At 66.2% G+C, this 14270-nt stretch carries 9 protein-coding genes and 2 pseudogenes; 8 read left to right on the plus strand and 3 right to left on the minus strand.

Features of this window, described 5'->3' with window-relative positions; genetic code table 11:
* Positions 1–43: 43 nt before the first annotated feature.
* Complete coding sequence (locus GO592_RS11190; RefSeq protein WP_202715124.1) at positions 44–2368, minus strand: hydantoinase B/oxoprolinase family protein; 2325 nt, start codon at positions 2366–2368, stop codon at positions 44–46.
* 11 nt (positions 2369–2379) lie between these two features.
* Positions 2380–4482, minus strand: a complete 2103-nt coding sequence (locus tag GO592_RS11195; RefSeq protein ID WP_172650956.1) for a hydantoinase/oxoprolinase family protein — start codon at positions 4480–4482, stop codon at positions 2380–2382.
* 639 nt (positions 4483–5121) lie between these two features.
* On the opposite strand from GO592_RS11195, the gene GO592_RS11200 reads away from it, so the two are divergent.
* From GO592_RS11200 to GO592_RS11230, 7 genes and pseudogenes are all read left to right on the plus strand, one after another.
* Positions 5122–5880 carry a maleate cis-trans isomerase family protein gene (locus GO592_RS11200; RefSeq protein WP_202715125.1) on the plus strand — a complete coding sequence of 253 codons (759 nt, stop codon included), beginning with the start codon at positions 5122–5124 and terminating at the stop codon, positions 5878–5880.
* Positions 5881–5903: 23 nt separating this feature from the next.
* Positions 5904–6551 (plus strand): VOC family protein, encoded by a 648-nt coding sequence (locus tag GO592_RS11205; RefSeq protein ID WP_172650954.1) that lies wholly within the window; start codon positions 5904–5906, stop codon positions 6549–6551.
* Positions 6548–6793 (plus strand): hypothetical protein, encoded by a 246-nt coding sequence (locus GO592_RS11210; protein ID WP_133984012.1) that lies wholly within the window; start codon positions 6548–6550, stop codon positions 6791–6793. The genes GO592_RS11205 and GO592_RS11210 overlap by 4 nt, the downstream gene beginning before the upstream one ends.
* Positions 6790–8025 (plus strand): alpha/beta hydrolase, encoded by a 1236-nt coding sequence (locus GO592_RS11215; protein ID WP_202715126.1) that lies wholly within the window; start codon positions 6790–6792, stop codon positions 8023–8025. The genes GO592_RS11210 and GO592_RS11215 overlap by 4 nt, the downstream gene beginning before the upstream one ends.
* Positions 8026–8109: 84 nt before the next feature.
* On the plus strand, positions 8110–9444 hold the full coding sequence (locus GO592_RS11220) for an MFS transporter (protein WP_237737194.1): 1335 nt from the start codon (positions 8110–8112) through the stop codon (positions 9442–9444).
* Positions 9441–10366 (plus strand): annotated as a pseudogene (locus tag GO592_RS11225) (SDR family NAD(P)-dependent oxidoreductase). The gene GO592_RS11220 and the pseudogene GO592_RS11225 overlap by 4 nt, the downstream one beginning before the upstream one ends.
* 60 nt (positions 10367–10426) lie before the next feature.
* Positions 10427–11431: pseudogene (locus GO592_RS11230) on the plus strand (acetyl-CoA C-acyltransferase).
* Positions 11432–11574: 143 nt separating this feature from the next.
* Here GO592_RS11230 and GO592_RS11235 read toward each other — a convergent pair.
* Complete coding sequence (locus GO592_RS11235; RefSeq protein WP_172650952.1) at positions 11575–12321, minus strand: SDR family oxidoreductase; 747 nt, start codon at positions 12319–12321, stop codon at positions 11575–11577.
* A gap of 358 nt (positions 12322–12679) precedes the next feature.
* On the opposite strand from GO592_RS11235, the gene GO592_RS11240 reads away from it, so the two are divergent.
* Positions 12680–13843 carry an amidohydrolase family protein gene (locus GO592_RS11240; protein WP_237737195.1) on the plus strand — a complete coding sequence of 388 codons (1164 nt, stop codon included), beginning with the start codon at positions 12680–12682 and terminating at the stop codon, positions 13841–13843.
* Positions 13844–14270: the final 427 nt, after the last annotated feature.

Here is a 14270-nt window from a genome sequence, read left to right on the forward strand (position 1 = left end):
CTTTGTCCTCCTCTTCTGGTACTGATCGCAATTGTCCGGCACATCACCGCTCCGCCACCGCGGGCAGAAGCCGCGCCAGGTCGAGGGCGTGGTCGGGGTGATCAGCCGGCACGATGCCCGAGTAGATGGCGGTCCAGCAGCCGGGGCAGCACAGCTGCCGGAAAACCACCGGGGTGTCGACATACTCGGCGGGGTCGGAGGTCACCTGTGGGCCGGCGGTCGACGACGGGCCCTCGAACCGAGCGAGATCGAGCGTGGTGTTGTTCTTGTCGTCTCCGAGGAGACGTCCACACTGGGCGCAGGCGATCGCGCGGGTGTCTCCGACCGTGACCTCCGCCAGGTTGTCGTCGAGCCTGCGAGCTCCGGCCAGGTCGAGCACGGGCGCATCGGACCGAGTGGTCCCGGAGCGGTCTCGGCGCTCAGAGCGCATCTCGTCCCGCCGATCCGAAGTCCGGATGTCATCGGCGTCTCCGTCGGAGAGGATGACGCCGTAGACGGTCTCGGCACCGTGTTCGGTGACCTTGCCTTCGCGGAAGTCGGCTGCCACGGCGGCCGGGTCGCGCAGCAGCGGATCGCCGTAGCCGCCGCCGCCCTGCCAGTGCATGTACAGAACCTCACCGGGTGCCACGTAGCTCTCCGCGTAGCAGGCGCCCAACTCGCGGCCACCGCCGAGCTCGTCCAGCGCGTCGGGGATACGGCCGGCTGCGAACTGTTCGACGATGTCGGTGCCGCGGGCGAGGACCTCGACGCCGGTGTTGCCCGGGTATCCGCCCGCGAGACCGTTGTTCTGGGCGACGGCCTTGCCCGCCGACGCCAGCACCAGGCCCATCGGCAGGCTGGTGCCGTACGGGGTGATGGCGATGGAGGCACTGACACCGCCGCGCTGGCGTCCGGGTCCGCCGGAGTCGGGTTCCTCGCGGCGCCACAGGGTGAGCAGAGGGTAGAGGAATTCGGTCATCTCGGTGTCCGGGATGCGGCCCATCGGGATGCAGAAGAGGCCACCGGTGTCCATGCCGTCGGCGGTGGGGCGTGCCCCGTAGCCGCCGGCCATCGGCTCCATCATGATGTTGAGGAACGGCACCGACTGTTCGGGTCGCTCGTCGAGTCCGGCGATCACCGCGGTATCCCACGTGCCGCAGCACGCGGCCTGCACGCTCTTGCCGAGATCGACCGACCAGTCGAGCATCTGCGACAGGCATTCGGCGATCAGGGTGCCAGTGAGCCACGCCGGTCCGATCGGGCCACGGCTCACCGCCGCCGGGAACGTCGCGTTGTTGATGGTGCCCTCCTCGGCGACCAGATCGAAGCAGCGCATCAATCCGCCTGCGGACCAGGGGATGTCGCCGGCGAGGATCGGCAGGATCGCGAGCATCACACCGCCTCGCATGCCGGCGTACGTGCAGTTGATGACGCCGGTCTGCGGGTCGGTGCCGGTGAAGTCGAAGGTGAGGTGATCGGCGGTCTTGGTCATGGCCACGGTGATCTTGTGGATTCCGCGGTCGCCGACTTGCGACTGGTCCTGGTAGCCGGTGGCCTTCCAGGTGCCGTCCGGCAGTGATGCGAGCTTGCCGCGCAGGCGCCCTTCGGCGTCGGCCATCATCCGCTTCATCACGGCCTTGACGGTGTCGGCACCGTACTGCTCGATCACCGCGAGCAGTCGGTTGCGGCCCACGGTGTTGGCGCCGATCTTCGCGCGCAGATCGAGTCCGACGAGCATCGGCACTCGCGAGCGCCGCACCCAGGCGTCGGCGACGTCGCGCTGGAGTTCGTAGTCGCGGACGACCTTGATCGGTGGGGTGGGCAGGGACTCGGAGAACACGTCCTGGGCGGAGGGGTCGAACGAGCCGAGCCCGGATCCGCCCAGGTCGGGTTCGTGACAGATGGCGCTGGTCCACCCGAACAGCTTGCCCTCGTGGAAGATTGGCTGGTAGACCATCACGTCGCTCTGGTGCAGTCCACCGCCGACCCAGGGGTCGTTGCACAGGAACATGTCGCCCTCGGTGATACCCGGGTTGGTCGAGCGGTGCTGGAGGGTCCAGTAGATGGCGAGGTCGACGGCACCGACGAGCATGGTGTTGTACAGGCCGACCTGCACTTCCTGGCCGATTTCGTCACTGATGGCGAAGTCGAAGTCATTGGCGTCGGTGACGATGGGGGAACCGGACATCCGCTTGAGTGCCTCACCCATCTCGTCGGTGACCGACCACAGCCGGTGCCGGATGACCTCGTAGGTCAACGGGTCGAGGTCGTCGATCTGCTCTTGGGTGACGGTATGGACTTCCAGTGCCGGGGGAAGTGATCGCGAGAGGGCGTCGGGGTCGATCGGTCGGCTCGAGAAGACTTCGGAGCCGGGAATCTGTGCGGTCATGAGTGGTGCTCCTACTGGGCGACGATGGTGAGATTGCCGAGGCGGTCGACGGTGCCGGTGGTGCCGTGGGGGACGACGACGGTGGTCGTGGGGACCTCGACGATGGCCGGGCCGGGCAGGACGTGTCCGGCGAGTAGCTTGCTGTAGTCGTAGACGTCGGTGTCGACGTAGCCGAGCTTGCCGTCGAGGCAGACCTTGCGGGTGCTGATCCTCGCGGCGGAGGCATCAGCGGAGTCCGCGGACTTCAGTTCCGGCAGGGTGGGGGAGAACGGCAGGATGCCGGTGGCGCGCACCCGGTAGGTGATCGCTTGGATGCCGGCCTCCCGGAATCCGCTGTCCTCTCCATAGAGTTCGGCGTACCGCTGCTCGAACAGATCCGACGCCCGCGCGATCTCCTCTGCGTCGAGATTTCCGGCCGGAATCGGGGTGGCGACCTCGGCGAGCTGCATGCTGTAGCGCATGTCGATCTCACGCTCGATCTCGACGCGCGTGAAGGTCAAACCCTGCCGGTTCAGTTGTTCGAGCACCTGGTTCTCCAACTGGGTGAAGTTTCGATCGGCGCGGGTGGGATCGAGGGGCATGGCCGCCGGGTCGGACAATTCGGCGGCGAGGACGATGTTGGACGAGGCGAGACCGTATGCCGAGAACGCGGAGGCGACCTGGCCGAGCGGGACGATGACCTCCCGGACGCCGACCTCGGCGGCGTAGGCCGCGCAGTGGGCGGGGCCGGACCCGCCGAAGGCGTAGAGGACGAAGTCACGCGGGTCATGTCCGGCCTCGACGACGGTCTTGCGCAACAGGTCGCCGGTCTGGGCGTTCTGGACTGCGTAGATGGCTGCGGCAGCGTCCTCGATCGACATTCCGAGGGGTTCGGCGATTCGGGCGCGGATCGCCTCCCGCGCGAGGTTCTTGTCGAGCGGCTTGCGGCCGCCGAGCAGGCCCCGTTCGGGCAGGATCCCGAGCACCAGGTTGGCGTCGGCGTTGGTGGGTTCGGTGCCGCCCTGGCCGTAGCAGGCGGGCCCGGGGACGGCCTGGGCGCTGTGGGGGCCGATTTGTAGGTTGCCGCCGGCGTCGATCCAGGCGATGGCGCCGCCCCCGGATCCGATGGCGTGTACCTCGAGGGTGGGCACGTTGATCGGATGGTGGTTGATGATCGTGCTGGAGGAGCGGACGGGTTCGCCGTCGACGACGAGGCCGACGAGGAAGGTGGTGCCGCCGACGTCGGTCGCGATGATATTGCGATGGCCGAGTTGCCCGCCGAGGGATACCGCCCCGACCACGCCACCGGTCAGCACCGATCCGACGGTGCTGATCGCGTTCTTCGGTGCCTCCGCGGCGGCGACCGCTCCGCCGTTGCTTTGCATCACCAGCAGCGGTCCGGCGAGGTTTCGCTCGCGCAGCTTCGATTCCAGTTCGCCGAGGTAGTCCCGGAGCCCGGGGCCGATCTGGGTGCTCATGATGGTGGTCGCGTTGCGGGCGAACTCGCGGATCCGGGGGCTCACCTCGCTCGACAGGGAGACGAACATCGTCGGGTCGATCTCGTGGACGAGTTCGCGAATGCGCTGTTCGTGCGCGGGATTGCGGAACGACCACAACAGTGAGACCGCGATCCCCGACACTCCCTCGGCGAGGAGCACACGGATGGACTCTCGGGCAGACTCCTCGTCGAGGACGACGACGACATTGCCGTCACGGTCGAGTCGTTCGGTCACCTCCAGGGCGTGCTTCTTCGGGATGAGACCGTGAGATTTTCTCTGCCCCATGACATTTTGCAGCTGCTCCGGTGAGCTTCCCAGATACCGGCCCTCCACGTTCATGATGTAGATCGAGTCGCGGTGCCCCTTTGTGGTGAGGAAGCCGACTGGGGGCACGTTGCCCATGACGAGGGCATTGAGTGACGAGGTGGTGCCGTGCGCGATGTGGTGCGTGTCGGCCAGCATCTCTTCGACCGGGCATCCCAGTTGTTCGGCGAGTGCCTCGAGAACATCGATGACGCCGAGGGAGTAGTCGGGCGGGGTCGAGGGAGCCTTGGCGGCGAGAACAGTGCCGGCACTGTCGTCCAATACCGCGTCTGTGAACGTGCCACCGACGTCCACTCCGATTACATATGCCATTGCCGCTGTGCTCCTTCGTCCTGGGGGAATGCGACGGGGGGTGAGGTCATCCTCGAACACTCCTTACGTCAATGTCGAGTATTCGACGTGTCTGGTGACATGTCAAGTGTCGAATGTGAGTAGCGACACGAAAGTGAGTGGACTGCGACCAGTCGGTTCAGGTGCGCGGTGGGGCGATCTTCGAGCGGAGTGCAGACCGGCTGCGGATGCCCTGTGTCGTCGACGAAGACGGTGACGTGCAACCGGAGGACCGGACCTCGTCGCGGAACGTGCGCGGACCAGGGGTAGGCCACTGAGGTGGTCCGACCTGTGCGATATGTAGGGCGAGCGTGAAGTAGAGCAGGGAATACTCCAGGCGTCCGGCCCATGTCGTGGCCCTCGAGTGGTGGGCGGCGCCGCCACCCATCCCATGCGAATGCCCGCTCATATGGCCATCGGATCATCCTTCCTCGCGCGCGTTCATGCTGGCGGCCGACGGTGTGTGCACGTTGTTTTGGCATCGAGATCGCGTCCGCCGTCCGGCGGGGCTTGACGAATCATCATTGGCGTCGAATACTCGTCGTGAACGTAAATCTACGTCAGCCGGGGTGGTGCTCTCGCAACCACCGCCCGGGCATTCCAGATCAGAAGGGCTACCTCATGGGCATTCACCGCATCGGGCTCGTCGTGCCGAGTTCGAATGTGACGGTCGAGACGGAAATGCCGACACTGCTCAACCGGCATGCGGACGCACAGTTCTCGTTCCACTCGAGCCGAATGCGGATGCAGGCCGTGTCGCCGGAACAGTTGCGGGCGATGAACGCTCAACGGGAGCGGTGCATCCTCGAGCTCGGTGACGCGGGCGTCGACGCCATCCTCTATGCGTGCCTGGTCGCCCTGATGTCCGTGGGTCCCGGGGAGCACCAGCGCGTGGAAGGCCTGGTCGCCGAGCAACTGGCGGCCGGCGGTTCCGACGCGGTAGTCCGCTCCAGCGCGGGCGCCCTCGTCGAAGCACTCCACGCGATCGACGCGAAGCGAATCGTCCTGGTCACCCCCTACATGCGTCCCCTCGCCGAGCAGGTTGTCGCCTACATCGAGGCCGAAGGAATTCAGGTATCGGATTGGCGCGCCCTCAAGGTCGCCGACAACGCCGAGGTCGGCTGCATCCCCGGTGACCGGGTCATGGACGCCGCTCGATCACTCGACCGCACCGGAGTCGACGCGCTGGTGATCTCCGCGTGCGTCCAGATGCCCTCGCTCGACCTCGTCCAGGCCGCCGAAGACGAGTTCGAACTGCCGGTGCTCTCGGCCGCCACCGCTGGCGTCTACAGCCTGCTGCGAGCCCTCGGCCTTCCGGTCGACATCCCGGGAGCCGGTGGTCTCCTGCGTGCCGATGCTCCGGCCGCTGCCCTTCAGTAGCCCTGAATCCATTGGAGTTCAACATGTCCGAACAGAAACACACGGTCAAAGGCGTCGACCACGTCGCCTACCCCACATTCGACCCCGCCGCGACCGTCAAGTTCTACCGCGACGTTCTCGGGTTCCCCGTCGTGCACTCGATCTGCGCGGCCGGCTGGGGCCCGGAAAAGCACCCCGACTTCATCCACTTCTTCTTCGACATCGGCAACGACGACCGGCTCGCCTTCTTCTACTACTTCGGCCTCGAACCGTTCGACGGAGGCCCGCAGGGCGACTCGTACTCTCGCTTCACCGAGGACGTACCCATCTTCTTCATCCGCTCCCGCCACCTGGCCATCCACGTCGACAGCGAAGACGACCTGATGGAATACCGGCGGCGCCTCGATGGCAGCGAATGGCCCGTCGAGATGCAGATCCAGCACGAGACGATCGAGTCGATCTACACCCACGACCCCAACGGCTACATGATCGAAATCACCCGGGCGCTGCGCCCGGTCACCCCACAGGAGGACCTCGACGCCAACATCACCATCGACGCCCTCGTCGACGTCGTGTCCGGCCCCGAACCGAGCATGGCCGCACTACTCACCCGCAAGGCAGAGCTGATCGTCGAGCGCGCCGAGGCCTGGCAGCAGAAGCAGGACGAGAAAGAAATGGTGAGCCACCGATGACCACGCTGTTCGTCCTCGATGTCCCCGAGAACACTCCGATCGCCGCAGTCGCGGGACAAGACCCGGCCGTGATGATCGATCGCGTCGGACCGTACTACCGAATCGTCTCCGATGCCCCCATCGTGATCGACCGACGGGCGACCAAAGTCCGCCACGCGGTGTGGTACAGCAGCGTCGCCGGACTGCACCGGTCCCGAATCACCCAGTGGGACAAGGATGCCATGCGAATCGAGCCGCGATGACCGTACAAACTCAGCGGCTCGGCGCGGGACGGTACATCGACGCCGCCCGAGCCCCCGACGTATCCGTCACCTCGGTGCACGAACTCACCACCGCGGACGGAGCGAAGATCTCCGGGGTCCTGCGGGTCGTCCCCGGAGCCCGCACCGTCGTCGCACTGATGCACCCGCGCCAGGACCTGGCCCACCACGTGCTGGTGCCCGAGTTGCTCGCCCGCGGGTTCGCGGTGTGGACGCAGGGCACCCGATCGGTCAACAACGACATTTCCCTGGTGCACGAGCAGGCCCTGCTCGATGCTGCGGCCGGGCAGGTGTTCCTGCGGGAGAGGGGTTTCGAGCACGTCGTCACCCTGGGGCATTCCGGAGGCGGCACGCTGTTCGCGTTCTACCACCAGCAGGCCGGACTACCGGCGGGGGAGCGGCTGACCAGCACCCCCGCCGGCCGGCCCATCGACCTGGCGGGCGCGCAGATGCCGCTGCCCGATGCAGCAGTGTTCATGGCGCCGCACCCAGGGCAGGGTGCGCTGTTGCAGCGGTTGATCGACCCCTCGGTCGTCGACGAGGCCGACCCCCTGTCCGTTGATCCGCGGTTGAACCCGTTCGATCCCGCCAACGGATTTGCCGAACCGCCGCACAGCTCCTCGTACTCGCCCGAGTTCATCACCCGCTACCGGGCGGCGCAGCGTGAGCGCATTGCCCGCATCGACGCACTCGCCCGGCGACGCGTCGACGAAGCCGCCGACGCGCGTCGCCGCTACAAGAGCACTTCCGACCCGGCGGATCACCGCGCCGCGCTCGCACCCCGCGTCCTCACCGTGTACCGCACCGACGCGGATTTGCGGTTCACCGACCTGTCCCTGAGCCCGAACGAGCGGCCCTACGGGTCACTGTTCGGCCGAAGGCCGGACCTGACCAACTACGGACTCGTCGGCTTCGGACGCTTCGTCACCCCGGACGCCTGGCTGTCCACCTGGTCGGGACTGAGCAGCAACGCCGACTTCCTTCGCTGCGCCCCTGCTCTCACCGCGCCGTCCCTGTTCGTCGAACTCACTGGCGACCAGGCCTGTTTCCCTGAGGACGCCACATCCATGGTCGATGCCCTCGGATCGGCGGACAAGACCCACGTCCGCGTCGCCGGCACCCACTTCGGCGGCCCGATCCGCGATGGCGCCCCCACCGGCGCCAGCCTGGCCGCCGCCGACATCGGTACCTGGTTGGCGACCCGGTTCGCCTAGACATTCCCCAGCCCCCCGGTGGCCCCGCCTGGCCCGAATTCAGCGGCGCAGGCGTGGCCACTCCCTCTCCGAGCGGAGACAACAATGTCTGTTCGTATCCCTCCCTCAGCGCCCGTCGTCGGGCTCTGCCTCATGGCACTGGTCCTCGAGGGCTATGACCTTCTGATGTTCGGAACTGTGGTTCCGTCACTGCTGAGTTACGCCCCCTGGAATCTGGACGCAACCGACGTGGGAATGCTCGGCTCACTCGTCGGCGTCGGCATGCTGGTCGGCGCTCTGCTCGCCGCAGCCGTCGCCGACCGATGGGGCCGCCGCCGCACACTTCTCGCCGCCGTCGTTGTGTTCTCCGCCGCGATGGGCGTGTGTGCGATCGCGCCCACCCCCGCGGTCTTCGGAATCGGGCGGGTTGTCGTGGGTCTCGGTGCCGGCGTCCTCATGCCCACCGCGGCAGCGACGTTGATCGAGTTCGCCGCCCCGGGCGCCCGAGCCAGGTCGGTGGCGCTCGGGTTCGTCGGCACCAGCATCGGCGGGATACTTGCCGGGGTGCTCTCGCTGTGGCTCGTGCCCGAGTACGGGTTCCGGGCTATGTTCCTGGCCGGTATGGTGCCTGCACTCATGTTCCTGCCCGTGATGCTCCGGTACCTCCCGGAATCACCGGCCTATCTCGCCTCCCGGGGCCAGCACGACGCTGCCACAGCGATCGCTCACCGATATCACCTCGGCCTCCCCGCCGACCTCAACTCCATCTCCGGGCCGGATCCCACTGCCACACCCGAACGCGGGCTGCGCGCACTCTTCGGCACCGAGCGCACCCTCGCGACATTGCTGTTCTGGGCGATGACCCTGGTCTGCCTTCTCGTGTTGTTCGGCGTCGCGACCTGGCTTCCCGCGCTCATGAAATCTGCCGGCTACCCGCTGGGAGCGGCCCTGTCCTTCCTGCTCGCCTTGAACGTCGGCGGTGCGGCAGGAGCACTCATCGGTGCCACGCTCGCCGACCGGTACGGCATCAAACCCGTCACAGTCGCCTTCTTCCTCAGCGCCGCACTGTCGCTGCTGGCCATAGCGACCGCCCCACCACTTGCGGTGATCTACCTGCTGGTGATGCTGGCCGGGCTCGGCACCACGGGCACCCAAATCCTGCTCAACACCTACATCGGTACCTATTACCCCGCATCCTGCCGGGCCACCGGACTCGGAATGGCACTGGGAGTCGGGCGGATCGGTGCCATTATCGGCCCCACGTACGGCGGACTCTTCGTTGCACTCGGCGCCGATACCACCTGGCAGCTGTTCGCCTTCGCGCTGCCAGCCGTCGTCGGAGCCGTCGTGACCCTCCTGGTACCGCGCCGCGCCACGGGCGATACGACCACCACCCTCACCCCTGCGGCCGAGCCCGCCGACCGGAAGGCTGTGTCATGACCATCGATTTCGCCGGACAGGTCGCCATCATCACCGGGGCCGGCGGTGGACTCGGCCGCGCTCACGCCCTCGCCCTCGCGGCCCACGGCGCCCATGTCGTCGTCAACGACATCGGCGGATCCCCCGAGGTCAGCTCCGCCGATGACACTCCGGACACCCCCGCGGGCCGTGTCGTCGCCGAGATCACCGCCCGCGGCGGCTCGGCGATCGCCGACCACGCCGACGTCACCGACTACACGCAGGTCACTGCGATGGTCGACCGCGCTCTCTCCGCCTGGGGACGAATCGACATCCTGATCAACAATGCCGGGATCCTGCGCGATGCCAGTTCCGCAACGCTGGTCTCGACGACTTCCGCACGGTCCTGGACGTCCATGTGATGGGCGCCGTGAACTGCAGCAAGGCCGTGTGGCAGCACATGATCACTCAGAACTACGGCCGAATCCTGATGACTACCTCCGCCTCCGGAATCTACGGCAATTTCGGGCAGGCCAACTACGCTGCAGCGAAATCCGCGCTCGTCGGGCTGATGAACGTGCTCGGCATCGAGGGCCGATCCAAGGGCATCCACGTCAATGCTCTGGCACCGCTCGCGACGACCCACATGACCGAATCGATCTTCGACGCCACGGCCGCCGAAATCTTGACCCCGGAGTCGATCACACCCGGCGCACTGTTCCTGGTGTCCACGGACGCGCCGACCAAGACGATCCTCGGCGCCGGCGGTGGAACATTCGCGGTCAGCCGCATGCTCGAATCCCAAGGCGTCTTCCTCCCCGCCGATGCCAGAACCCCCGACGATGTTGCCCGCCACTGGCCGCAGATCAGCGACTCGAGCGTGCAGTCGGGCACCGACAGCACCACCGCCCAGATTCAGCACTTCGTCGACTCCGCCACCCGAGCCGGCACAGTTGCCCGTTGACCCTGCGAGCCCGGCGTCACCAACCATCACCGTGTGACTTCGTCCAGAGATGAGCACCACATGAGGGAAGCCGTCCTCGTCTCGACCGCACGCACGCCGATCGGCAAGGCGTATCGAGGCTCCTACAACAACACCCAGCCCCAGTAGCTCGCCGCACACGCGATCGCCCACGCCGCGCAACGAGCCGGAATCAACGGCGAGGAGATCGAGGACGTCGTCCTCGGTTGCGCCATGCAGGAGGGCTCGTCCGGAACCAACATCGCCCGCCAGGCCGCGTTGCGCTCCGGGCTCCCCGCTTCTGTGCCGGGCATGACCATCGATCGGCAATGCTCCTCCGGGCTGATGGCCATCGCCACTGGCCGAACGGTACAAGGTCAGCAGAGACCGTCAGGACGAGTCCGCGCTGCTGTCCCAGCAGCGCACCGCCGCAGCGCAGGCCGCTTCGACGCCGAAATCGTTCCCCTCGACAGCCTCGAGACCACCGAGGATGGGAACGTACCCGTCCAGCTGGGCAGGGACGAAGGGAACCGTCCCTCCACCACTGCGGCCGGGCTCGCCGCACTGCGCCCGGTCCTTCTCGACGGCGAGGTGACGAACAGGTCGAGCGTGACGGCCGGCAACGCCTCCCAGCTCTCGGATGGTGCCTCGGCATCGGTTCTGATGGAGGCGAAGGAGGCCGAACGCCGCGGTCTCGAACCGCTCGGCGTGTACCGCGGCATGGTCGTGGCAGGGTGCGGACCGGACGAGATGGGAATCGGACCGATCTTCGCGATCCCGAAGCTACTCGAGCAGCACAACCTCGCTGTCGACGATATCGGTCTGTGGGAACTCAACGAAGCCTTCGCCTCCCAAGCCGTCTACTGCCGCGATCATCTCGGCATCGACCCCGACCGATTCAACGTCAACGGCGGCGCAATCTCGATCGGTCATCCGTACGGGATGACCGGCGCCCGCCTGGTCGGCCACGCCCTCATCGAAGGCAAACGCCGAGGAGCCCGGTACGCGGTCATCTCGATGTGCATCGGCGGCGGGATGGGCGCAGCCGGACTCTTCGAACTCAACTGAAATCCGCTATGCAGCAGTGCTTTTGCCCTACGTGCCGGAGATGGGGCCTACGCCCCGAAGTCTCGTCCGGGCGATCTTGCTCCTGCACCGTCACCTCGGCGTCGGGGTGACGGTGCAGGAGCAGTTTGGCAGCGTATAGCCCGTCAGGTCCACGGGAGGTCGACATAGTGGACGTCGGGCCCGGGGGTGGTCAGCGTGATTTCGGGAACGGAGCACCGCGGCGAGGTGCGCAGAAGAAATCGCACCGCTTCGGCCACGTCCGAGGGCGGCAGCATGGCACTGGGGTCCTTTTCCATCCACGAGGATCCGGGTGTCTCGACCAGTCCCGGGCAGATGGCGGTGACCTGGATGCCGAGACGGCTGAGTTCGCCGTGCGCCGACTGGCTCAGGGCGATCATCGCCGCTTTGGTCATCGAATAGGCGGCCACTCCTGCCCGCGGCAGCTTGCCGAAGATCGAGCTCACATTGACGATCAACGCCTTACCGTGTTCGGCTCCCGCCACTTGCAGTGTCGGAATGCAGCTCTGCATCAGCAGGTAAGCGGACCGAAGGTTCAGATTCAGATGGAGGTCAAGCTTCGGCGTCGCCAAGTCGGCAATATTTCCGCTCAGGCCCAGGCCTGCATTGTTGATCAGGACGTCGGTGCGGCCGTACTGCTCGACGTGCGAGGCCACGGCGGCCTCACAGTCGGCGCTATGGGCCAGATTTCCGGACACCGGCAGGACCTCGACGCCACGCCCGCGCAGGTGGGTCGCAGCCTCGGTGAGCTTGCTCTGGTCTCGCGCGACGATTGTCAGGTTGTAGCCCTCGTCTGCGAGCGCTTCGGCGATCGCCAGCCCGATTCCTGCGGATCCGCCAGTGACGATTGCGGCTCGTTGATTCCCGTTCATCGCATCCTGCTTTCTGCTCGTGTTCGTTGTGGCATGTGGTTGTTCGGGTGGCGTTCTGGTATCGCCCAGATGCCGAAATGCGACCTCGCGATAGTTGTGCGCGGCCGGTGCGGTTCCGCCGGCGAGATCTGCACTGGCTGTGTGGGCACCGCGCGTCCGGGCGATGGATCCGAAAGGACGCGATTCCCGGGTGTGGCCCTTGACGCAATCGTTTACGTCCGTGTTCAATATCTTACATCAATGTAGATGTACCGACCAAGGATGGCAGGGGCGATGACTCGCACAGAATTCGTAATCAGGGATGTAAGGGTCTTTGACGGAGAGGAGGTTGTCGAGCGCGCGACGGTCCACGTGAGGAGTGGGTGGATCGAGGCGGTCACCACGCAGTTCGGACTCGACTGACGAGATCGAGGTCGTCGACGGGCGGGGCAAGACTCTGCTTCCCGGACTGATCGACAGTCACACTCATGCGCAGCTGCCCTCATTGGAACACGCCCTGTTGTTCGGCGTGACCACGGAACTCGACATGTTCTCCTGCCCGGAATGGATGGATGGGCAGCGGCGTGACGCCGCGGATCGCAACGACCTCGCTGATGTGCGGTCCGCATCCATCGGCGCCACCGTGTTGGGTGGACATCCGTCAATGATGATCGGAACCTACTTCGCTGAGCAGTATCCGGTGGTGGCATCCCTCCAGGATGCCTCCGCGTTTGTGGGCGCACGTGTGGCGGAGGGCGCGGACTACATCAAACTTCTCATCGATGACGGTACTGCGCTCGGGCACGATTCCCCCACCCTCGGCGAGGACGTGGCGCGGGCCATCGCAAACGCGGCACATGACCACGGGAAGATGGCGGTTGCGCACGTCACTTCACTGGCCGGGGCGGAGCAGGCTCTTCGCGCCGGTGTCGATGGACTCGTGCACATCTTCTTCGACCGACCGCCCACAGACGAGATCATTGCGCAGGCGCTCGACGCTGGAGTCTTCATCACGCCGACACTCAGCACGGTTGGTTCCCTCGCCAGTGACATCGATGGGACCCACCTCGCCAACGACGACAGAGCCCGTCCACTCATCCCGGCTTCGTGGCGGGAGAATCTGTGCCAATGCTGGCATCTGGGTTCCCCGGGATCCATAGGCCATGCGATTGAAGCAACACGGCGGATGCACGAAGCCGGAGTGGACATCTTGGCAGGCACTGATGCGGCAGGCATTGGTGTGGTCGGCACGGCGCACGGAGTGAGCATGCACGGCGAGCTCGAGCTCCTCGTCCGAGCAGGTCTGTCGCCAGTGCAGGCGCTGCGCGCGGCGACGTCATTGCCCGCCCGACGGTTCGGTCTCAGTGACCGGGGTCGAATCGCACCGGGTCTTCAGGCTGACCTACTTCTGGTCGAGGGTGACCCCACGCAGGAGATCACAGCTACTCTCTCGATCGCGGGCATCTGGCGGCGCGGAGACAAACTCTCCCGCGTCCCGCGAGACTCGGACAGGTCCTCGAAGATCGGCCAGCCGGCGGTCTGATCGACTACGAATCGGTGTGCACGAGAGGGCGCCGCTCGTTGCTGTGGTAGGTAAACTCTTTCTGCGGGAGAAGGCTTCTCGAACTTCCCCACTCGCGCTCGCTCCTCGCGTTCGATCACCGGCAGCGCGCACGCATGACGGGGGAGTGAGACACCATACGCTCGCCGCCGTGGACAAATGAGGACGGTCGTAGTCGAAAAGCTCGCCGGATACTCGCGCCGATACGGAGAGTCCGGTGCGCCGTCTCTCGATGTGCGTCGGCGGAGGGATGGACGCAACCGGGCTCTTCGAGGTCGCTGTGCGTATGGCGTAACGATTCGCGCCCGAGGCCGAGTGCCGTGGCTATCGCCAACAGGAAGGCCGGATGCACCAGGTTCACAGGCCTCTTGGCCTGTCGGCAACCGCTGCAAACTATCCGCGGAATCGA

The organism is Rhodococcus sp. 21391 (assembly GCF_016772255.1).
Lineage (GTDB): Bacteria > Actinomycetota > Actinomycetes > Mycobacteriales > Mycobacteriaceae > Rhodococcus_F > Rhodococcus_F opacus.